The 19366-nt window shown below is 63.2% G+C and carries 23 protein-coding genes; 7 read left to right on the top strand and 16 right to left on the bottom strand.

Annotated features, from left to right (window positions below):
* Nucleotide 1 precedes the first annotated feature (1 nt).
* Entirely contained in the window at nucleotides 2-1288 is a 1287-nt protein-coding gene (locus BLS41_RS30065) for a hydroxymethylglutaryl-CoA reductase, degradative (RefSeq protein WP_074771366.1), read from the bottom strand.
* A 164-nt stretch (nucleotides 1289-1452) separates the two neighbouring features.
* On the opposite strand from BLS41_RS30065, the gene BLS41_RS30060 reads away from it, so the two are divergent.
* Nucleotides 1453-2838 carry an aminotransferase-like domain-containing protein gene (locus BLS41_RS30060; RefSeq protein WP_074771365.1) on the top strand — a complete coding sequence of 462 codons (1386 nt, stop codon included), beginning with the start codon at nucleotides 1453-1455 and terminating at the stop codon, nucleotides 2836-2838.
* Between the two features lie 145 nt (nucleotides 2839-2983).
* On the opposite strand, the gene BLS41_RS30055 is transcribed toward BLS41_RS30060, so the two are convergent.
* The 4 genes from BLS41_RS30055 to BLS41_RS30045 form a co-directional block, all read right to left on the bottom strand.
* Entirely contained in the window at nucleotides 2984-3235 is a 252-nt protein-coding gene (locus tag BLS41_RS30055; protein ID WP_143026423.1) for a hypothetical protein, read from the bottom strand.
* Between the two features lie 102 nt (nucleotides 3236-3337).
* Complete coding sequence (locus BLS41_RS39210; RefSeq protein WP_171910347.1) at nucleotides 3338-3496, bottom strand: hypothetical protein; 159 nt, start codon at nucleotides 3494-3496, stop codon at nucleotides 3338-3340.
* A gap of 99 nt (nucleotides 3497-3595) precedes the next feature.
* Nucleotides 3596-3793 (bottom strand): hypothetical protein, encoded by a 198-nt coding sequence (locus tag BLS41_RS30050; protein WP_074771363.1) that lies wholly within the window; start codon nucleotides 3791-3793, stop codon nucleotides 3596-3598.
* A gap of 121 nt (nucleotides 3794-3914) precedes the next feature.
* Nucleotides 3915-4463 (bottom strand): hypothetical protein, encoded by a 549-nt coding sequence (locus BLS41_RS30045; RefSeq protein ID WP_143026422.1) that lies wholly within the window; start codon nucleotides 4461-4463, stop codon nucleotides 3915-3917.
* Nucleotides 4464-4902: 439 nt separating this feature from the next.
* On the opposite strand from BLS41_RS30045, the gene BLS41_RS30040 reads away from it, so the two are divergent.
* Nucleotides 4903-5109 carry a type II toxin-antitoxin system VapB family antitoxin gene (locus BLS41_RS30040; RefSeq protein ID WP_074773080.1) on the top strand — a complete coding sequence of 69 codons (207 nt, stop codon included), beginning with the start codon at nucleotides 4903-4905 and terminating at the stop codon, nucleotides 5107-5109.
* The gene (locus BLS41_RS30035; protein WP_074771361.1) at nucleotides 5106-5486 is read left to right on the top strand and encodes a type II toxin-antitoxin system VapC family toxin; all 381 of its coding nucleotides are present in this window, start codon (nucleotides 5106-5108) and stop codon (nucleotides 5484-5486) included. The genes BLS41_RS30040 and BLS41_RS30035 overlap by 4 nt, the downstream gene beginning before the upstream one ends.
* Here BLS41_RS30035 and BLS41_RS30030 read toward each other — a convergent pair.
* Complete coding sequence (locus BLS41_RS30030; RefSeq protein ID WP_074771360.1) at nucleotides 5483-6382, bottom strand: LysR substrate-binding domain-containing protein; 900 nt, start codon at nucleotides 6380-6382, stop codon at nucleotides 5483-5485. The two genes, BLS41_RS30035 and BLS41_RS30030, sit on opposite strands and share 4 nt — an antisense overlap.
* A gap of 188 nt (nucleotides 6383-6570) precedes the next feature.
* Between BLS41_RS30030 and BLS41_RS30025 the strand changes: the two genes are divergently transcribed.
* The 4 genes from BLS41_RS30025 to BLS41_RS30010 all read left to right on the top strand — a co-directional run bounded on the left by BLS41_RS30025 (nucleotide 6571) and on the right by BLS41_RS30010 (nucleotide 10450).
* The gene (locus BLS41_RS30025) at nucleotides 6571-7122 is read left to right on the top strand and encodes an L-2-amino-thiazoline-4-carboxylic acid hydrolase (RefSeq protein WP_074771359.1); all 552 of its coding nucleotides are present in this window, start codon (nucleotides 6571-6573) and stop codon (nucleotides 7120-7122) included.
* Nucleotides 7115-8392 carry a Zn-dependent hydrolase gene (locus BLS41_RS30020; protein WP_074771358.1) on the top strand — a complete coding sequence of 426 codons (1278 nt, stop codon included), beginning with the start codon at nucleotides 7115-7117 and terminating at the stop codon, nucleotides 8390-8392. Before BLS41_RS30025 ends, BLS41_RS30020 begins: the two co-directional genes overlap by 8 nt.
* A gap of 72 nt (nucleotides 8393-8464) precedes the next feature.
* The gene (locus BLS41_RS30015) at nucleotides 8465-9178 is read left to right on the top strand and encodes a cysteine hydrolase family protein (RefSeq protein WP_074771357.1); all 714 of its coding nucleotides are present in this window, start codon (nucleotides 8465-8467) and stop codon (nucleotides 9176-9178) included.
* Nucleotides 9179-9238: 60 nt separating this feature from the next.
* The gene (locus tag BLS41_RS30010) at nucleotides 9239-10450 is read left to right on the top strand and encodes a branched-chain amino acid ABC transporter substrate-binding protein (RefSeq protein WP_074771356.1); all 1212 of its coding nucleotides are present in this window, start codon (nucleotides 9239-9241) and stop codon (nucleotides 10448-10450) included.
* Between the two features lie 37 nt (nucleotides 10451-10487).
* Here BLS41_RS30010 and BLS41_RS30005 read toward each other — a convergent pair whose 3' ends face one another.
* The 10 genes from BLS41_RS30005 to BLS41_RS29960 all read right to left on the bottom strand — a co-directional run bounded on the left by BLS41_RS30005 (nucleotide 10488) and on the right by BLS41_RS29960 (nucleotide 19340).
* On the bottom strand, nucleotides 10488-11498 hold the full coding sequence (locus BLS41_RS30005; RefSeq protein ID WP_074771355.1) for an MxaL protein: 1011 nt from the start codon (nucleotides 11496-11498) through the stop codon (nucleotides 10488-10490).
* Entirely contained in the window at nucleotides 11495-12037 is a 543-nt protein-coding gene (locus tag BLS41_RS30000) for a tetratricopeptide repeat protein (RefSeq protein WP_074771354.1), read from the bottom strand. Before BLS41_RS30000 ends, BLS41_RS30005 begins: the two co-directional genes overlap by 4 nt.
* On the bottom strand, nucleotides 12034-13020 hold the full coding sequence (locus tag BLS41_RS29995) for a vWA domain-containing protein (protein WP_074771353.1): 987 nt from the start codon (nucleotides 13018-13020) through the stop codon (nucleotides 12034-12036). The genes BLS41_RS30000 and BLS41_RS29995 overlap by 4 nt, the downstream gene beginning before the upstream one ends.
* Complete coding sequence (locus BLS41_RS39745; protein ID WP_074771352.1) at nucleotides 13017-13985, bottom strand: calcium incorporation protein MxaA; 969 nt, start codon at nucleotides 13983-13985, stop codon at nucleotides 13017-13019. Before BLS41_RS39745 ends, BLS41_RS29995 begins: the two co-directional genes overlap by 4 nt.
* Nucleotides 13982-14845, bottom strand: a complete 864-nt coding sequence (locus BLS41_RS29985) for a DUF58 domain-containing protein (protein WP_074771351.1) — start codon at nucleotides 14843-14845, stop codon at nucleotides 13982-13984. The genes BLS41_RS39745 and BLS41_RS29985 overlap by 4 nt, the downstream gene beginning before the upstream one ends.
* A gap of 13 nt (nucleotides 14846-14858) precedes the next feature.
* A complete protein-coding gene (locus BLS41_RS29980; RefSeq protein WP_074771350.1) occupies nucleotides 14859-15878 on the bottom strand; it encodes an AAA family ATPase in 1020 nt (339 codons plus the stop codon).
* Between the two features lie 220 nt (nucleotides 15879-16098).
* Nucleotides 16099-16647: a DUF3280 domain-containing protein gene (locus tag BLS41_RS29975; protein ID WP_074771349.1), complete on the bottom strand. Its 549-nt coding sequence runs from the start codon at nucleotides 16645-16647 to the stop codon at nucleotides 16099-16101.
* Nucleotides 16644-17654 (bottom strand): LysR family transcriptional regulator, encoded by a 1011-nt coding sequence (locus tag BLS41_RS29970; RefSeq protein WP_074771348.1) that lies wholly within the window; start codon nucleotides 17652-17654, stop codon nucleotides 16644-16646. Before BLS41_RS29970 ends, BLS41_RS29975 begins: the two co-directional genes overlap by 4 nt.
* Nucleotides 17655-17667: 13 nt before the next feature.
* On the bottom strand, nucleotides 17668-18432 hold the full coding sequence (locus BLS41_RS29965; protein WP_074771347.1) for a hypothetical protein: 765 nt from the start codon (nucleotides 18430-18432) through the stop codon (nucleotides 17668-17670).
* Nucleotides 18429-19340 carry a substrate-binding domain-containing protein gene (locus BLS41_RS29960; protein WP_074771346.1) on the bottom strand — a complete coding sequence of 304 codons (912 nt, stop codon included), beginning with the start codon at nucleotides 19338-19340 and terminating at the stop codon, nucleotides 18429-18431. The genes BLS41_RS29965 and BLS41_RS29960 overlap by 4 nt, the downstream gene beginning before the upstream one ends.
* Nucleotides 19341-19366: the final 26 nt, after the last annotated feature.

Raw genomic sequence — 19366 nt, 5'->3', positions numbered from 1 at the left:
GTCAACCATGGCGGGACCCCGCGAGCAGTTCCACCGCGTAGTCGGTGCGCACGTCCTTCGCCGCGACCATCTGCTTCACGACCCAGTCGACGTCGGCGCCGGTCGCGCCCGCCGCCATCGCGATGTTGCGTGCATGCAGCGCCATATGGCCGCGTTGAATCCCCTCGGTCGACAGCGCGCGCAACGCACCCATGTTCTGCGCGAGGCCCACTGCAACGGCGATTTCTCCCAACTCCTGCGCTGATTTCACGTCCATGATTTTCAGCGCAAGACGCGCGAGCGGATGCGTCTTCGTCGCGCCGCCGACCAGACCGACGGGCATCGGCATCTCGATCGTGCCGACCAGATCGCCGTTAGTCGCCTTCTCCCATGTCGTCAGCGACGTGTATCGACCGCCCCGGCTTGCATAGGCATGCGCGCCCGCTTCGACCGCGCGCCAGTCGTTGCCGGTCGCGACGATCACCGGATCGATCCCGTTCATGATCCCCTTGTTGTGCGTCGCGGCCCGGTAGGGATCGATCGCCGCGAACAGATAGGCATCGACCACACCGTCGATCACTTCTTCGCCCGAATACTCCTTCGTTCTGAGCGTGTCGGCCGAATAGCGGACCTGCGCGCGCGCGAGGCGCAGGTCCGCGAGATTCGACAGAATCCGCAGACGCACCTTGCCACCGGTGATTTCCTCAACCCGCCCTGCGACGGATTCGGCCATCGTGTTGACCGTGTTCGCACCCATCGCATCCCTCACATCGACGATCAGGTGCGCAACGATCATCGCGCCACGCGGCGTGTCGGGAAACACGTGCACTTCGATGTCCTTGCAGCCGCCGCCCAGACCGATCAGAACCTTGTCGCGGCTGTTCGCCAGTTCGATCAGTTCCTCCTTGTGTTTCAGCAACGACAGGCGGGCGCCGTACGGGTCGGACACGCCGAGAATCTGAACCTGCGCGCGCATCAGCGGGCCGGTGCTCGACGTACGGAAGCCGCCCGCTTCGCGAGCAAGCTTGGCCATGAACGATGCCGCCGCGACGATCGACGGCTCTTCAACCGCCATCGGCACGATCACGTCCTTACCGTTGATCTGGAAGTACCCGGCCACCGCCATCGGCAATTCGAAGGTGCCGATCACGTTTTCGATCATGCCGTCCGCAATTTCCACCGGCAGTGCCCCCGGCTTCGCGAGTTGCGCGTACTGCGCGTCGTCGAGGCCGACAGCCTTGGCGACATGCGTCCAGCGTTCGCTCGGAGAGAGTGCGCGGAAGTTCGGGAGGGCTGAATCGATCGTCATTTACGTCTCCATGTGTCATCAATGCCACGTCGTGCTGTCGGACTTGCGGCGGTCTGTAGATGCACGAATAATAAAGACCGTGTACCCATATAAAAGGTACAGTCTGAATCGACAGTTAATCATCTGTACCCGGTACAGTCCGCGTACCTTGCAGGGCAATAACCATGAATCGGCGTGAAAAGACGTCCCTGTCGGGATCGATGGCGGACAATCTGGCAAAACAGATCGAAGAAGGTCTGTTGCCGGCAGGATCGAAACTGCCGTCCATCAGGGAATACGCTGAGGCGTCGGGCTGCTCGAAGAACACGGTCATCAGCGCATTCGACATCCTGACCGCGAACGGGCTGATCGAACCGCGACGCGGTTCCGGCTTCTTCGTTGCGAGACGGGTTAAAGGGCACAGCGAAGTCGAGGAAGCGTCCACCCTCGACCGGGCAATGGACGTCGTCTGGCTGATGCGCGAACAGTTGCAGGTCAAACCCGACGTGCTAAACCTCGGCGAAGGATTCCCGCCGGTCGAATGGCTCGGCGAGACGCGCCTCGATCAGTACCATCAGCGCGTGGTGCGCACGGGCGTCGCGTCGCTTTTCCGTTACGGCAGCCGCTACGGATACCTGCCGCTGCGGCAGTCGCTTCAGCAGAAACTGGCCGCTTACGAGATCGAGGCGAACCCGTCTCAGATCGTCCTGACGCATGGTGCAAACCAGGCCATGGACATGGTGATCCGCTACTACGTGCGGCCCGGCGATACGGTTCTGGTCGACGATCCCGGGTATTACGCGCTGTTCGGCAAACTGAAGCTAAGCGGCGCGAACATCGTAGGCGTGCCCCGCGACGTGGATGGCCCGAACATTCCCACACTCGAAAAGCACCTCGGCACATACCGGCCCCGGCTGTTCTTCACGCAGTCTGTCGGACAGAATCCCACCGCGACGGATACGAGTGCCGCCAAGGCGCACCGCATCCTGCAGCTTGCCGAGATACACGATCTGACCATCGTCGAAAACGATGCGCTCGCCGATTTGCGGCCCCGCTCGCTCACGCGGATTTCGACGCTCGACCAGTTGCGTCGCACGATCTATATCGGCAGTTTTGCGAAGTCGGTGTCGGCTGCGCTGCGGGTCGGATTTCTCGCGTGCAACGCCGACCTTGCCAGCGATCTCGCCGACGTCAAGATGCTCACGCACGTGAGCAGCTCGGAATACTGCGAACGCACGCTTGACGCGATCATCAACGACGGTCACTTTCTTCGGCATACCAATCATTTGCAGGAGCGTTTGCAACGCGCGACGGCCACTGCCGTCGACGCACTCACCAGACTCAACGCCGATATCTACAAAGTGAGCGACCGGACCATGTATCTGTGGGCGTCGCTGCCCGGCCATGCCGATTCGATGAAACTGGCACAGGCGCTCCTTAACCATGGCGTGATTCTCGCCCCGGGCGCCGTCTTTTCTCCGTCGAGCGATCAGGTGTCCGCGTATTGCCGCTTCAATGTCGCCTATCTCGCCGACAAACGTTTTGCCGCAGCGTTAAGTGCGATTGCATGACGGGCACCGTTAAGGCTCACAGTCCAGGCGTGCCGTCGATCGCGACGGCCAGTGTGTCGACGGCGGGCACGATGCTCTCGGCCGATTCGCGCGAGGACAGTGGCCGCGTTAGATTCCAGGCAGGGCGTCAGCCCTCTCCGTCTGCTTACGGGCTGGCCACATAGCGTCGCTGTTCCCCGTTCAACCGGTCGAGTCGTTCGAGCAATGCTCTCGACTGTTTCTGGAGGCTGGCTGGCAGCAGCGGTATAGCGAGCACAGCTCCGATCCTTGAGCGCCAATAGTCGAGGCTGATCCCTCCGTTAGTCCCATCGGCCGATATCCGGTCATTCCTGTGCTCGAGATGAATCAACACGGCGCGGATGTGCGCCAGATCCTTTTCTGCAAGTGCGTGGCTCACGTCTGATTCCTCAACTTTTCCGCCGACTCCAGACATTCCGCGCCTTGTATGCGGTCCACAAGGGAGCGGCGTGCCCTGTTTTCGATGCGCTTGCGAAGCGTGTTACCGGTGCGGCCGCGTCCATCGACACCAGTCGTGGTGATCGAGATTCCGTAGAAGATCCGCGCGCCGCCGTTCCCGCCGGTAGTGAGCCGCTACGCCTGCTGCGGCGATGACCAGCACGATCGTGCCAACCGCGATTCCCATCCAGGTTTGCTCCACGTCTGCCTCCTTGCGTCACATGAGTTTCCGGCTTTGTCCAGGCCAGACCGGGACTGCGACTTCAGTCCGTGTGGACGACAGAACTTCTTCTGTTGACAGTCAACGCACTCCCGCGATGGCGCGCAAAATCGCCTGCCCCCTGACGGTTATGCGTGGCAGTGGCAGGCTGGTATCGGACGACGCGGTATCGACCAGCTCCAATGCGCGCAATGCGCCCAGTTCCGCATGGTCCGCTCCGATACGTTCGGGCGAATCCTTGATGATCAGCAAGGTAGCCAGCTCGTGAAGACTCAGCATGTTTTCCTATCCAGAATGTTCTGTGCGGAGACGACAGGCAGATCTACTTGCCGGTCGCGACACCGCAACGCGTGAAAGTGGATTCCGAAAAAATTCGTGGGACTGCCGGCGGGATGACCGGCTAGCGACGGCCTCGGGGAGGAGCCCGGCGCTTCGGCTCGGCCGGTGCAGGGTGCCGGGCGCGACTGGGATCGGCAGAAGCCGTATCCTGGGCGGCGGCGGATGATCGAACAGCGACGTCGCCGCCTGACGTGGATGGTGCCGGACTCACCGCGCTCAACATCGCGTCGACGCTCTGGGCGCTCTTCGCGATTCCGTCGAGCAAGGTACGCGCCTCGCGCGCGTCATTTTCGTCGCCTGCGTTCGCAGTCAGGTTCAGGTCGACCGTGGTGGTTGTCAGTACGTCAATCCAGCCTTGCGTGTAATCGGCGATCTGCGAAGCCAGCGTGGGCAATGTGTCGGCCTGGGCGCGGACCACCTGCTCCAGCGTCCGCGCTTGCAGCAGACACTCCCAGTGGCGCGCCGCGCTCGCGAGCACCAGTCCATATGTTCTGAAGTTCAGGCGCGCCAGTTCGACAGATCTGGAAAACAGATCGTCGGGTACACAGGCAACAGCAGTCGTACAGGTGTCGTATGTCGTCGGAAATGGCATCTTCTCTCGAGTGCTCATGATGTCTCTCAGGTTTTCGCTGACGGGGTGCTGCTACCTGCTGAGTCGGCAGACAGCTAGCTCTCCCAAATCAATCGCCCTCTGGGTCGCAACCAGGCCGATTTAGAGTGTTTATTCTATCTTTGTGAAAGCGACGTCAATATTACGAACTACCCCAGGATTTTCCCCACTATATGGGATTTACTTCTCTATGCTTGCTGCAGAGCACAACGAAAATTGAACCCGGGCATTCGGCTCTGCGCCCGCTCTTTTCAACCGGCTGGAATTGCCTTTGTCTATGACTTTGGCTGCAGAGTAGTCCCCCCGCGCTCCCTACTTTCATAGTCAATCAGCGTGGGGCAATTCCGATTTCTCGCGGACAGGATGGCTTAGCCATTGAGCCATCCAGTACCGAATGATGCTAAAATTGATGTATCTTGTCATCAATTTTGAGGCGAAAATGCGAACTACCGTATCGATCGACGACAACCTTTATGAGCGCGCCCTTGAACTTGCTGATCCCGACATGGACAAGTCCGACTTGTTCCGCGTAGCGATGCAGACCTTCGTGCGCGTACAGGCTGGAAAGCGACTCGCCGCTCTGGGCGGCACTGTTCCGGAGATGGCTGACATCTCGCGCCGGCAGTCGGAGCCAGCAACTCGATGAGCGTCCTCGTCGATACGTCTGTATGGGTTGATCACTTCCGTGGTTCCAACTCAAGACTGGCTCAACTTCTCTTTAGCGATCAGGTGCTAACGCATCCGGTCGTGCTCGTAGAACTTGCATGCGGTACTCCGCCCGCACCACGAGCGCGTACATTGCGCGATATCGGACTGCTGGAGCACGCGAAACACGCGACATGGGCAGAGGTAATGGCGTTGATCGAAGCAAGACAGCTTGACGGTCGAGGCTGCGGCAGTAGCGACATCACGCTTCTCGCATCGACCTTGATAACACCCGGCGCATTGCTCTGGACGCTAGACAAACGGCTTGCCCAACTTGCAGGAGAAGTTGGCGTCGCTTTTATGCACGACATTCATTAGCAGCGATTCATCTCACTCTGAATCCATTGCGCGAGGCGTCGTGCGCCGACAGGTAACTCCGTGTCGGTACGCATGCACAAGTAGTAATCGCGACCATCATCCAGTGTCGCTTCGGATAAACGAACCAGTTCGCCCGACGCGAGCTCGCGTTCAATCAGCGGCGCGCGCAGCAGCGCAATGCCTAGCCCTGCCTGCGTCGCGTTCAGCGTGAGTTGACCATCCTCGAAAAGTGGCCCAATTGCGTGATGCACGTTCGGCACGCCCTGCTGGCGCAGCCACGCGACCCATGTCGCTCGATCCTCGTCGTGAATGAGCGGCAGCGCGGCGATGTCGGCCGCGCTTCTGATCGGCCCATGCTGCTTCAGAAACGCGCGACTGCACACCGGCACGACCTGACCGGACAGCAACCTCGTGCGCGTATAACCCGTCCACTCGCCCGCGCCGAACCGGATCGAAATATCCGATGCGTCGCTGTGATAGTTGCGGTGATGCGCGTACGACACGTTCACGTCCACGTCTTCGTTATCGGCAAGAAACGCGCTCAGCCTCGGGATGAACCAGCCAATGCCGAAAAGCGGAATCAGGCTGATCGTTACCTGTCGTAGCGCAGTGCGGCTTCGCACCACGCCTGTCGCGCTCCGCAGTACGGAAAACGCGGCGCTGATCGAGCGATAGTAGTCGCGGCCTTCGTCGGTCAGCACGAGCGCGCGACCTTGTCTGCGAGTGAGTGGCGTTTGCACGAAGCTCTCGAGGAGCTGCAACTGGTGGCTGATCGCCGACGGCGTGATGTCGAGTTCCGCACTCGCCAGGGTGACCGAGCCAAAGCGCGCAAATGCCTCGAAAGCGCGCACCGCACGCAGCGGCGGGTCATCTTTCAATTGTTCGATAATTTTCATGTATTGAATTATAAGTCAGATATCGAAGACACGTCACAACTCGTCGCACCCCGTCCGCATCGCGTAAAAAGCCCGTTTTTAACGGGCTAATATCAAATTCGTCTGTCTATCTAATTATTTTTCATTTTGATCCAGACAATCGACAACGTAATATTTCTCAAATATAAAGTTACCCACGCCGGACCTTCATGACCAACACAGCAAGCACTCCGATCGCTGCCCCCGCAGACAGCGACGATCGCCTCGGCATTCTGGCGCGCCGCCGTATCGAAGCGGAAATCATCAAACCCATCTATCAGATCCTCAAGCGCGATCTCGGCACCGAAAAAGCGCAGGCCGTGATCGGCGAGGCAGTACGGGGAGCCGCAGTGGCCGCCGGAAAAACGTTCGCTGCGCAGGAAAAAAACGGCACCAGCATTGCTTCGTTCATCGCCCTGCAGGTGCTGTGGGAAAAAGACGACGCGTTGAACGTTTCGGTGCAGCGCGAAGACGCCGTGCATTACGACTACGACGTGCACCGCTGCCGCTACGCGGAGATGTATCACTCAATGGGACTCGGCGAGATCGGACATCTTCTGAGTTGCGCGCGCGACGCGCTTTTCATCGAGGGCTACGACCCTCGCATTGAACTCACGCGCACGACCACGCTAATGCAGGGCGGACCGCGTTGTGACTTCCGCTACCGGCTGAAAGACGCCGACGCGAGCGCGCGACTTTCTGTGGAGCACGGCGATGACTGACGCACTTGCCGTTTCCAGGCCGACGCTACTGCCCCGCGTCGACGGCGCGCGCCTCTGGGCTTCGCTCGACCGTATGGCGCAGATCGGCGCGACGCCGAAAGGCGGCGTGTGCCGTCTCGCGCTGAGCGAGCTGGACCGGGAATCGCGTGACCTGTTCGTCACGTGGGCGAAAGAAGCGGGCTGCCAGATTCGCGTCGACCGGATGGGCAACGTTTTTGCGCGGCGTGCCGGTCGGCAGGCAGATGCAGCGCCCGTCGTCACCGGATCGCACGCCGATTCGCAGCCCACCGGCGGCAAATACGACGGCATTTATGGCGTGCTCGGCGGGCTTGAGGTGATTCGTGCGCTGAACGATGCCGGCATCGAAACGGAACGACCCGTCGACGTCGTCATCTGGACCAATGAAGAAGGCTCGCGCTTCGCCCCGGCCATGATCGCCTCGGGTGTGTTCGCGAACGCTTTCTCGCTCGATTTCGCGTTATCGCGAAAGGACGCGGCGGGCACGACTCTGGGTGAGGCACTGCAGGCAATCGGCTATGCAGGCAGCGAGCCGGTCGGCGGATTTCCTGTTCACGCATTCTTCGAATTGCATATCGAACAGGGAGCGGTGCTGGAACGCGCAGGCAAAACGATCGGCGTGGTGACGGCTGGCCAGGGGCAGCGCTGGTACGAACTGACGTTTCGCGGCACCGACGCTCATGCGGGCACGACGCCGATGGACCTGCGCCGCGACGCGCTGGTCGGCGCCGCGCGCGTGATCGATTTCGTCGATCAGCTCGGCAGGCAGCACGCACCGAATGGCCGGGCAACCGTCGGGATGATCGAGGCGCGTCCGAATTCGCGCAACACGGTGCCGGGCGAGTGCTTCTTCACGATCGAATTCCGCCACCCCGAAAGCGCCGTGCTCGATGCAATGGACGCCAGCATGCGTGAGGCGGTGCAGCGGATCGCTTCCGCGCAGCTTCTCGACGCCGAGATCACGCAGATCTTCGACTATGCGCCAGTGCCGTTCGCGCCCGAATGCGTAGATGCCGTGCGGCACGCTGCGCGTACGCTCGATCTGCCCTTTCAGGACATCGTCTCGGGCGCAGGACATGACGCGTGTTACATGGCGCGCGTGGCGCCATCGGGGATGATCTTCATTCCTTGCGTAGGCGGCCTGAGCCACAACGAAGCCGAGGCTATTACGCCGGAATGGGCGACAGCGGGAGCCAACGTGTTGCTTCACGCCGTGGCTCAAGCGGCGGGCATCTGTTCCGTCGACATCTAGCCCGCGCATGAGCCGCGCACACCTTATTTCATCACAGCGTCGCTCGCGTGACGCTCACCAACAAGCTTCGATATGACTTCCCTACCTGCAGACCGCGTCGGTGCAGCGCCTTACGCATTTCCGCTGAACCGGGCGGTATCGGCTGCCACGACGGCCCTGATCGTGATCGACGTGCAAGGCGACTTTTGCGCGGAAGGCGGCTACATGGCCGGCTTCGGCTTCGATCTCACCGCGCTGCGCAAGCCTATCCCCAACATTCAGGCGCTGCTCGACGCGTGCCGCGCAAGCGGCATCACGGTCTGCCATACGCGCGAGACGTTCTCGGCGGATCTGTCCGATGTGCAGCCTCATCGTCTCTGGCGTGGCGCGGACGGCCGCGGCGTGGCCGTGGGCGATAGCGGTCCGAACGGCCGCTATCTGATCAAGGGCGAGCCATGCTGGGAGATCGTTCCAGAAGTTGCACCGCTCGCCAACGAAGCCGTGTTCAACAAACCCTCGTACGGCGCATTTTCGACGACGAATCTCGACACGTTCCTTCGTGAGAAAGGGATTCGGGATCTGATCTTCGCGGGCCTCACCACCGACTGCTGCATCCACACGACGGTGCGCGAAGCGCTCGATCGCGGCTACGACACGCTAACCGTTTCCGACGCCACGGCAGCCGGAACCGAAGACGTTCACGAAGCTGCACTGCGTCTGCTGATCAAGAAAAGCGGCGTATTCGGCGCGGTGGCGGACACCGCAGCCGTGCTGGAAGCGATTCGTCACGTCACACCCGCGCACTGAAGCGCCGCAGCATCGCACGCGCCATTCATCGAACTCAAGCCTCGCCGCTCATACAACGATATGTCAAACCACACCTCCAAACCCGCTACGCCCTTCTACAAGCTGCTGACGCTCGCGCTTTCAGCCGCCGTGCCGCTGCTCGCAGCCAACCCGGTTCAAGCCCAGGGGACGTCGCCTGATGCGAACGACACACGCACGATCCTGATCGGGATCGCCGGACCGCTGACCGGCCCCTCCGCCCGAATCGGCAAGGACCTGGAAAACGGTGCGCAACTTGCGATCGATGACGCCAACGCGAAACATCCCACGCTGAACGGCAAGCCTGTCAAGTTTGCCTTGACCTCCGTCGACGATGCCTCGGACCCGCGTACCGCTGTGACGGTTGCCCAGCAACTGGTCGATCAGCACGTGGTGGGCGTGGTCGGGCACTGGAACACCGGTTGCAGCATTCCGGCTTCGCGCGTCTACAACGCGGCACACATTCCGGAAATCGCGCCCGCCTCCACGGGCCATCAGTACACGCTGCAAGGGTATGACACGTCGTTTCGCATCATGGGTCACGATGACCTGAGCGGCGCGATCACCGGCGCCTATGCGGTCAAGACGCTGAAGGGCAAAAGCATCGGCGTGATCGACGACCGCACGGCGTTCGGATCGGGTCTTGCGACACAGTTCGTCAAGGGGGTCGAGGTGAATGGCGGCACGATCGCCGCTCACGAGTATGTGGACGACAAGACAATCGATTTCAGTGGCGTGCTGACTGCGCTCAAAGCCAAACACGTCGACGTGCTGTTCTTCGGTGGACTCGATACCGAAGAAGCCCAGGTGGTGCGTCGCATGAAGCAGTTGAACATCAAGGCTACGCTGCTCGGTGCGGGCGGTACGAGCCATACGTTCGTGCAACTGGCGGGCGCCGGCGCCAATGGCGTGATCGCGCTCGAACCGGGCCGGCCGCTCGAAGAAATGCCCGGCGGCAAGCAGTTCGATGCAGCGTATCGGGCTCGTTACCATCATCCGGTCGAGTTGCACGCGCCGTTCGCCTACGACGCCGCCGCCACGCTCGTCGAGGCCGTCGAAAAGACTCAGTCGACCGATCCCGCCAAGCTGACAGCAGCCGTCCATGCGATCAGCCGCCAGGGCGTGACCGGCACGATTGCGTTCGACGAGCAAGGCAACCTGCGCAATCCGGCTTTCACGATTTTCAAGGTAGTGGACGGCGAGTGGAAGATCGAAAAGCTGCTCGGCGGAGAGACCGCTTTGGCCTCGAAATAAGTTGCGTTTTTCGCGTGAGGACTCAGCACATGAGTCCTCACGCCGTGGGATTCGGCTTTGCACCCCGTCTCCCCGAAGCTGTGTAGAAGCCGCGGGTCCTTATCCATCGACGCCGCAACCCTCCCCAAACAGCGTCCGGCATGAACCGCGCAATCAGCAGCACCAGCGCGATCAGCGCGGGCACCCAGCGCAAATCCGTCGGCACCTGCTCGCGATGCGCGAGGCGCGCGTCGAGCATCGCATCGCCCAACGCAGTCGGCGCCCATAACCGCCGATAGCCAAGGCCAGTCTGGCCGGCTACGAACGCGAGATACTGACCGTGCAACGCAGACTGTTCCTCGTGCGATTCCGCCTGCGCATCGGCACCTGAAGCTGCGGGAACCTGGATCACATCATCGGCCTGCCAGTATCCGATCCGGTTGCCGTTGCTATCCGACTTCGGAATCGCCGCAGGCTGATCGCCACCTACGCCGATCAACCATCCATCGATCCGTGCCGGATTGATGTCCGGCATCAACGCACGCGACGACGGAAGCGGCGGCGCCTCCTGCCCATCGGTCGCGAATACGATCGCAATGCCATGACCCGCGTCCCTGGCGACGCGCACCGCCGAATACACTCCCCCCTCGGCGATCCGGCTCCAGTTGGTCCAGCGCATGCGGCCGTCGATGCCGTCGAGCGACATCAGCAGCGCGTCGTAGTTCGCGCACACCTCGAGCGGCGACAGCAGCAGCAAGGTCCGCTGCCCCGTGAAAATGCTCCACCCGACTTTCGAGCCGCACGGTAGCCGTCCGAGCGCGTCGCGCATCGCTGCCTTAGCGAATTTGAGGCGGCTCACCGGCGCGCCGTTCAGCACGACATCCTCGACATCCATGCTCTGCGTGATGTCGAACGTGACGATGTACTCGAACGTATTGCGCGGCAACGTCATGTCCGGCATCGCGACCGCCGCCACCAGCGCTCCGAGCGCGAGCGGCGTCAACCAGTGACGCAGGTTGCGAAAGCCGCGACCGGCGCGAGTCGCCGAACCTGTGCGTGTCCCGCTCATGGCAGATCCTGGCTTTGCGCGCCACGCAGCTTCACGTTGTGCTGCTCCTTGACGTCGGGCTTATCGAGCACGACGGGCGTTTCCGGCGCGAGCCACAACGCACGCTCGAGGTTGTAGCGCGCGTTCCAGTCATCGGGCGCGACGCGCAGCAGCAGCCGGTAACGCGTCTTCGCCTCGCCGATCATCGCGAGAGACCTGACGCCGTGCGCCGCGCCGTCGCCCCGGCCTTCGCGCAAATACATATTGCCGAGGTCGAACAGCGCGATGCGGCCGAGATCGTCGGGATAGTCGTGGATCAGGCTTTCGTAGATGCGCGCGGCCGAATCGTAATGGCCGGCTTTCGACAGCGCAGTCGCGCGCGCCAGAAGAACCTGCGGCGCTTCATCGGCGCTCGGGTTTTCGCGAGCGTCGGCTCCGGCCGCAGCAATCTCACGATTCACACGCACCGCATGCCGAAGCTGAATGCCGTCATAGAGCGCAAAGCCGGCGCACACCAGTGCGAGCGTCGCGAAGATCGCATGAATGAAGGTTCGCGTCATGCCCAGCTCCTGACCTGCAGCACACGCATCGCCATCAACAGCACGGCGCAAACCAGCGCGACGACGAAGCAATACGGGCTCCAGTCCTGACGCGGCAAATGCTCGATGAACGAAGTCGGCGCATTCTGCTGCCGGTTGATTTCAGCGATGGCCGCCATCATCCCTTTCGCGTCGCCCGCCTGAAAAAGCCGGTAAGGCGTGACGAGCGACAGAAAATAACGATGCAGTTCCGCCTCCGCCGACACCTCGCCCGCCGGTAGCGCCGCGTTCAGATCGGGGCTGTAGACACCGCTGCGCAGATAGATGAAGTACAGCGAGATCCGGTTGCGCAGCAGGCTCTCGCGGATGCGGCGCTGGACGGTCTCGTCGAGTCGCGCGCCGCCGTCGGACACCAGCACGATGGCGCGTCGGCCCGACGATGCGCGTCCTTCGAACTGATCGAGCGCGGCCAGCATGCCGCGGTCGAGTTCGGTGTCGGGCGTGCCTCGACCGATCGCAGTCGCGGCAATCGCTTCGTCGATCGCGCGATGGTTGTACGTGAACGGCATCGCCAGCACCGGGCTCGTGCCGAACATCATGAACGCAAGCCGGTCGTTCGGTCGCTGGCTCACGAACGTCTCCAGCGACGCCCGCGCAACCTTGTTCTTCGAATCGCCGCGCGGCGACTCGACGCCGGGGCTCGCCATCGGCTCGTCCATGCTCGCGCTGCGGTCCATCAGGATCAGGATCTGCGCGCCGCTGCCCGTGCGCAGCACCTGCTGCTGCGAGCGCCCCGGCCCGGCGAGCCCGACGACGATCGCCGCGATCGCCAGCATGCCGCACGCGCGCGCAAGCAACGTGGCCCAGCGTCCGGCGGGATCGGGCGGCAACCAGGCGACGCTCGAAAACGAAAGCGTGTCGCTGCGCCGCCGCAGCATCGGCAGCACGGCGAACGGCAGCAGGATCAGCATCCACGCAGAGGAAAAATCGAGTGTCGCGATCATCGCTGATGACGCCGTTCAGCCTGATACAGCGCGCGGCACAACGCTTCGAGCGGAAAATCGGCAGCGCCCGGCGTGGGCTTGAAAAAGCGCTCCGCCGACATCCGGTAGAAATGGTCGAGCTGCGCGCGCAGCGGTTGCAGATACGGCGCGCGCGCAATGAGACCGGCCAGCGAACCGGCGTGCACGACTTCGCCCGCGGTTTCGTTCAGCGCACGATGCATGCAGAACCAGGCATCCGGCGATGCCGCGCCTTGTGCGCCACCCGCGCCGCGGCCACCATTCGCGCGCTCGAACCGGCGCATCTGGCGCAACTGTCGCCACGCACGCGCAAACGGCAGGCGCTGTGCTTCGCGCCAGTTGCGCCAGCACCACCAACCCGCCCACGCTGCCAGCGTCGCGAACAGCAGACCGAGCGACCATCCAAGCCGCCGATACAAGCCATCGGTATCGACGGGCGGCGCCATGCGATCGGGCCGCATCGGTTGCAGATCGCCGTCGCCGAACACGTCGGCGGGTGTCAGCGGACCGACGCTTGCGGGCCATTCGGCGACCTGCAATTGGGTGCCGTTCGCCGCACCGAGCGTGAGCGCGGGCAGCGCGATGCGCGTGAGCGTCTGCGGCGCGTTGACGATCTGGTAGTCGATCACCATCCAGCGCCGACCGTTCGCATCCGTTTCAACAGACGCCGGCCGACGCTCGAGCCACAGCCCGGTGCGCCCGACCGACGGCGGGCTGACCGAACCGAGGTCGGCGCCGTTTGCCTGCAGCAGCACACGTTGGGTCAGCACGTCGCCCAATACATGGCCAAAAGCGCGCGGTTCGTCGACGGTTGCGATCACGGGTGCGGCTGCGGCCGTGACGGGCCCACCCGCATAGCCGACGCCCAGCAGCGCTACCATCGGCGCGCAACGAGTCGCCTGACACAGGCGTCCGCCGATCGCGTGAAGAAGTGCGCGAGGCCTCATGTGGCCGCCTCCAGGAAGTAACGCGACATCGCTTCCGGATCGAAACTGCCTTCGATATAAAACGGCGGCATGCCGCGTGACCCGAAGAGCCGCGCCAACGTCGCGCGCCGCTCGATGACGCCGCGCTGCCAGCGCTCGCGCACGCTCGCGCGCAGCCACACGCTGCGCTCCTCACCGGATTCCGCGTCGTTGACGGCCAGCAGCGGACCGCGCGCGGGCGGCGAAATTTCGGCTTCGTCCCACACGACGACCGGCACCACGCACGCATGAATCAGCAAATCGAGCACAGCGGGCATCGACGCAAGCGGCCAGTGAAAATCGGAGACGACGAACACGAGCGCCTGGCGGCCGGCCAGCCGCGTCGCGCAGCGGCGCAATCCTTCCGCGCCACTGCGTCCGGCCTCGCGCGCGGCGCACGCGCGCAGCATCGTCGCGAGCAGGTTGCCGGTGCCCCGGCCGTAGCGCTCGGGCATGAACAGATCGTCGCGCGGGGCCGAGTCGAAAGCCTGCATGCCGAGCCGGTCGCCGACGCGAAACGCGCTGAAACCGAGCGCCTCGACGAAGTCCGCCGCGATCTCCAGCTTGCTGAGCCGCGTGCCGAACTGCATCGACGCCGACACATCGACGATCACCACCACGGGAACCGCCACGCGCTGCAGATTGACCCGCACGAGCCATTCGGAGCGCGCCGCGCGCACGCTCGCGCGCAAATCGAGGCGACGCGGATCGGGATAGTCGAACAGGCGGCCGTGCATCGCGAACTGCTGGCCCGCGCCGAAGCTCGCGCCCGGATGCGAGCCTGGCCGCGCGCCGCTCGCACGCGTCGGCAGACGATAGTGAAATTCCGCGATCCCGTTCATGGCCGTGTGCGCATCAGGGAACCGCGACTTTCGCCATGATCTGCGCGATCAGCGCCTCGGCCAGTTCCTGACGACGCAACTCGTAGATCGGCGTAAAGAACACACGATGACCGAGCGCCGGCATCAGCACTTCGTGCAGGTCCTCCGGAATCAGATGCGAGCGCCCCGCGAGCCACGCGACCACACGCGCGGCTCGCAGCAGCGCGCTCATGCCGCGCGGGCTCGCGCCTGCGAGGATCAGCTGCGGCATGTCGACGCCTTCGAGTTCGATGCCGAAACGCTGCGGCGCTTCGGTCGCCTGCCAGATGTCCAGCGCGTAACGCTCGATCGTCGGGCTCGCCTCGACGTCGTGCTGAATCCATGCGCCGACGCTGTTCAGTTGCTCCCACGGCACGAGGCCGGGTGTCAGTTGCGCAAGCAGCGCATCCACGTCATGGAACGTTGTCTCGAAGATCAGCGAACGCCGGACGTCGGCATCGGCGGGAGTCGGCATGTTCAGCTCGAACAGAAAGCGGTCGCGCGCGGCGGAAGCCAGCTCGAAGGTTTCTTCTTTCTCGACCTTGTTGCGGTCGGCGAACACCGTCATGTGCGGAAAGCGGTATTCGCGGTCGAACGCCCACACTGAACGCTCGGCCATTGCACGCAACAGCAGCGACTGCACCTGCGGACGCGCGCGGTTGATCTCGTTGAAGAAGAACGTGGTCAACTGGTCGCCGTGGCGCAGCAGCGGACCGGGGTCGATGCGCGGCTTGCCGTCGGCGTCGACATAGGTGTGATAGACAAGGTCGCCCGGCATCAGGTCGATCGTGCCTTCCACCCGCTCGAATTCGCCGCCGACGACGCGCGCAAATGCGCGCAGCACGGTGGTCTTGCCGACGCCGACACCGCCTTCGAGCAGCACATGGCCCCGGGCGAACAGCGCGACGTTGATGAGCCGCAGCATCTGCTGCTGGCCGATGACGACTTTCGCGACTTCCTTCTCGATCTGAAGTGCGTGAAGACGCCAGTCCTGAAGCTGTTCGCCAGAACCCATCGATGCGATCTCCTCCGTGTGGCCTGCCCGAGCCTGGGTCGTTATCGTGGCTTGCGTGCCGTGTCGTATCGGCGCTGCCTCTCAACGCTTTGCGTGCCGGCATCCGTTCAAGCATGCTTTGTGCCGGTCTCGAAGAGGCGCGCGGCGGTCCGTGCGAACGTAGCCGGCTGATCAGGCTGTCACGGCGTTTGGGGACACACTGTGCCATTTGCGGCCGGCGTCATCGGGGCATGCTGTGCGGCGAAACATCCTGCGACGATTGATCGACCAGCAGGCCGACCAGCGCTGTTGCACCGCGCCGCCATGACAGATCGGTGTTGCCGCGAATGTCCACCGAGCGCTGGAACAGCATCCTGCCGCTCGCCACGTCTTCCACGCGCAGATTCAGATTGAGAATCAGGTTGCTGACTTTCTGCACCCAGCACACGCCGACCTGCCCGACCCCCAGTGCGCGGCCGACCTGTCTCGCGCAACCGTCGCACGTCGTCAGATCCTGCTCCGCTTCGAGCGTTGCGATCAGATCGGCGGCACGGCTCGCATCCGCGACGCGATAGCGCCCGCTCGCCTCCAGCTGCGCGCGCAGCGCATCGCTGATCATGCCGATGCGCGCGTGCTGGATGCGGTTGGTATCGGCGTCGTTGTAGGCGGCGTTGTCATCGATCAGCGTGCAGTTCATCACCGCGATCGAAACCGGCTCGGCCCATCCGCTCGATATCAGCAACGACGCGCCGACGCCTGACATCACCCGCACCAGCCAGCGCCGGCTCATTCGCCCGCTCCTGTGTCGGCTCGAAGGTGCGTCGCCGCGCCGACGAACGGCGCGTACTCATGCTCCAGATGCGTGGCCGTGTGATCGAGCAGAAACTGGCGAAACACCACGCTTGTCGGCGACAGCTGTTTCGTGCGCAGATGCACGATCTGCCACGTGCGCTCGATCGGCGTGCCGTTCACGTCGAGCAGTGCAATCTCGCCAGTGCGCAACTCCAGCAGCAGCGTATGCAGTGAAATCAGGCTCACGCCCATGCCGGCCATCACCGCCTGCTTGATCGTTTCGTTGCTGCCGAGCGTGACGATCTTCGCGGGCGTGAACAGATGCTGGCGGAACATCGCTTCGGCGGCCATCCGCGTGCCGGAGCCGGGCTCGCGCAACAGGAACGTATCGTCGCGCAATTCCTGCAGATCGAACCGGCGCGCCGCGCGCAAAGCATGCGTGAGCGGCGCGACCACCACCTGCGGGTGCCTCGCCAGCGGCTCGGTGGTCGTATCGAGTTCGGGCGGCGGACGGCCCATGATCGCAAGATCGATCGCGTTGTCCTGCAGCAGTCTCAGCAAGGCATCGCGATTGCCGACCGAAAAATGCACGTCGACTTTCGGATAAAGACGCGAATAAAGCGCGAGCAGTTTTGGCGCGAAGTAAGTCGCCGAACTGACGATCCCCATGTTGATCGAACCGCTGTCGGCGTGTCTGAGCGAGAGCATCGCGTCCTCGGCGTCCTTGATCTCGCCGAGGATGCGGCTCGCGTGATGCGTCAGCATCTCGCCCGCCTCCGTCAGCGTGAGCTTGCGCGCGACGCGTTCGAACAGGCGCAGGCCGATCGTCTCTTCGAGCTGATGAATCTGCATCGACACGGCCGGCTGCGTCAGATGCAGTTCCTCTGCCGCACGCGCAAAACTCGTGTAGCGGCTCGCGACGACGAAAATCTGCAACTGGCGCAGCGTCAGCGAGCGGATGAAGTTCAGCTTGATTGCGTTCGTCGCGAAGCGCGCGCTCTGCATGGGAAGCAGCCGCTCAGCGGCTGGCTCTCGGCGCATTCGACGACTTCGGCGGCGCGGTTGCCGGCGACGGCAATCTGCGCAGCACCGACTGGAAGCTCAGCGTCTCCGAATGCACAGGATGCGCGAAGTCGTTGTTCGCGCCGGGCACGTCGGTGCGAATCTGCAGCACCTGCCCCGGCACCGCATCGGCGATCAGGAAGGTATAGCGCTTGCCCGTCAGCTCCGCGAAGCGCGCCGCGTTCGGGTCGTTCAGATACGGCTGCACGACGACGCGATGCGCGCTGACAGATTTGCCGCCGGTTTCGCTCGTCACGTTCTCGATCTGCGGACCGGCCGCGAGCGCGAGGCGCAGCCGCTGCTGGAAGTAGCGCCGCTGTCCGCCCGTCAGCCCCTGCATCTCGGTGATGTCGCGTTCCAGAAAATAGATGATCACCGGATTGCACTGCAGACCGCCGCTCGGCAGCGGCACGCTGCCGGTATGGTCCGACACCTGAGCGTCACCCTTTGCGTTGTCCGGGCTCACCACCAGCACCTTGACCACGTCGGCACTGCGCGACGGCTGCTGCGAATCGATCATCGCGTAGTCGAGTTCGGTTTGAGCGGCGACGCCGTGCAGATGATCGGTCGTGAAGATCAGATGTTCGGCGGCCGTGATGTCGCTGCTGCCGGCCGGGTCTGCAGCGCGTGCGGCCGGCACGACGCACGCGCCGCTGAGCGATGCAGCGATGACGAACCGTGCCGCGACCGCACGCAGCCCGCTGCTGCGCGCAGCGGTCATGGCGAAGCGTCACCGGACTTCGGACCCGGCACGTCGACCGGCTTGAGCAACGGCACCTCGTAGCTCGTCAGGATGCTGTCGATCTTGTCGTGATTCGCGCCGATCCATTGATCCACCTTGTCTTTCCACGCTTTTTCGCCGTAGCGCACACCCATCGAGATCGTGTAGTCGAAGCGGATGCCGGGGCCCGGCGGAAAAGGCACCAGCCGCACAGAGTCGCCGGCGCGCCTGGCGAAATAGCCCGCTATCGGCCCCCAAAGGAACACCACATCGACATTGCCCTTCGCAAGATCCTGCTCGATCATCTGACCGGGATATTCCTGCGGATCACCGCTTTGCACCTGATACGAAACCGCCTGATCGATCAGACCATGGCCGAGCAGCCAGTCGACCGCCGGGGTCTGCGAGAAGATCCCGAAGCGCAGTTTGTGCAACTGATCGGGCGGCAGCTTGAGAAGATCGTCGGGCGTATGGATACTGGCGAACTCGGGCCGGTTCGGAAACACCATCGCATACGTCGAGCGCAGATACGGCTGCGTCGTCGACGTCATGTCATAACCCTTCGGCACGCCGATGATCAGGTCGCACCTGAAGCGGTCACCGCTCTCTTCCTTCTCGCGCAACGTGTGGCGCACGAAGCCCATGCGCTGCGGAAAATACGTGTATTCGAGCTTGTAGCCGAAGTCGCTCGCCATCTGACTCGCGATCCGGTTCTCGTAGCCTTCGCCCTTATTGTTCGACAGGGGCATGTTGTTCGGGTCCGCACAGACTCTGAGGACGCCGTCCGCGCCGTCGTTATTCGGCAACGCAGGGCCGTCTGCCTGCACGGCCGCGCTCGCGAGCACGGCGCAACACAAGGCGGCCGCGCTGAGCGCGGCATGCACGGACATGCTTCTGGTTTGACGCATGATGATGCCTCCGGAAGAGTGGCGGC

The sequence above is a fragment of the Paraburkholderia fungorum genome (assembly GCF_900099835.1).
Lineage (GTDB): Bacteria > Pseudomonadota > Gammaproteobacteria > Burkholderiales > Burkholderiaceae > Paraburkholderia > Paraburkholderia fungorum_A.
This window is presented reverse-complemented; position numbering and strand designations above follow the sequence as displayed.

Coding starts and splice junctions, on each gene's coding strand:
- BLS41_RS30065 (WP_074771366.1), bottom strand. CDS start 1,288: ATGACGATCGATTCAGCCCTCCCGAACTTCCGCGCACTCTCTCCGAGC.
- BLS41_RS30060 (WP_074771365.1), top strand. CDS start 1,453: ATGAATCGGCGTGAAAAGACGTCCCTGTCGGGATCGATGGCGGACAAT.
- BLS41_RS30050 (WP_074771363.1), bottom strand. CDS start 3,793: ATGCTGAGTCTTCACGAGCTGGCTACCTTGCTGATCATCAAGGATTCG.
- BLS41_RS30045 (WP_143026422.1), bottom strand. CDS start 4,463: ATGAGCACTCGAGAGAAGATGCCATTTCCGACGACATACGACACCTGT.
- BLS41_RS30040 (WP_074773080.1), top strand. CDS start 4,903: ATGCGAACTACCGTATCGATCGACGACAACCTTTATGAGCGCGCCCTT.
- BLS41_RS30035 (WP_074771361.1), top strand. CDS start 5,106: ATGAGCGTCCTCGTCGATACGTCTGTATGGGTTGATCACTTCCGTGGT.
- BLS41_RS30030 (WP_074771360.1), bottom strand. CDS start 6,382: ATGAAAATTATCGAACAATTGAAAGATGACCCGCCGCTGCGTGCGGTG.
- BLS41_RS30025 (WP_074771359.1), top strand. CDS start 6,571: ATGACCAACACAGCAAGCACTCCGATCGCTGCCCCCGCAGACAGCGAC.
- BLS41_RS30020 (WP_074771358.1), top strand. CDS start 7,115: ATGACTGACGCACTTGCCGTTTCCAGGCCGACGCTACTGCCCCGCGTC.
- BLS41_RS30015 (WP_074771357.1), top strand. CDS start 8,465: ATGACTTCCCTACCTGCAGACCGCGTCGGTGCAGCGCCTTACGCATTT.
- BLS41_RS30010 (WP_074771356.1), top strand. CDS start 9,239: ATGTCAAACCACACCTCCAAACCCGCTACGCCCTTCTACAAGCTGCTG.
- BLS41_RS30005 (WP_074771355.1), bottom strand. CDS start 11,498: ATGAGCGGGACACGCACAGGTTCGGCGACTCGCGCCGGTCGCGGCTTT.
- BLS41_RS30000 (WP_074771354.1), bottom strand. CDS start 12,037: ATGACGCGAACCTTCATTCATGCGATCTTCGCGACGCTCGCACTGGTG.
- BLS41_RS29995 (WP_074771353.1), bottom strand. CDS start 13,020: ATGATCGCGACACTCGATTTTTCCTCTGCGTGGATGCTGATCCTGCTG.
- BLS41_RS39745 (WP_074771352.1), bottom strand. CDS start 13,985: ATGAGGCCTCGCGCACTTCTTCACGCGATCGGCGGACGCCTGTGTCAG.
- BLS41_RS29985 (WP_074771351.1), bottom strand. CDS start 14,845: ATGAACGGGATCGCGGAATTTCACTATCGTCTGCCGACGCGTGCGAGC.
- BLS41_RS29980 (WP_074771350.1), bottom strand. CDS start 15,878: ATGGGTTCTGGCGAACAGCTTCAGGACTGGCGTCTTCACGCACTTCAG.
- BLS41_RS29975 (WP_074771349.1), bottom strand. CDS start 16,647: ATGAGCCGGCGCTGGCTGGTGCGGGTGATGTCAGGCGTCGGCGCGTCG.
- BLS41_RS29970 (WP_074771348.1), bottom strand. CDS start 17,654: ATGCAGAGCGCGCGCTTCGCGACGAACGCAATCAAGCTGAACTTCATC.
- BLS41_RS29965 (WP_074771347.1), bottom strand. CDS start 18,432: ATGACCGCTGCGCGCAGCAGCGGGCTGCGTGCGGTCGCGGCACGGTTC.
- BLS41_RS29960 (WP_074771346.1), bottom strand. CDS start 19,340: ATGCGTCAAACCAGAAGCATGTCCGTGCATGCCGCGCTCAGCGCGGCC.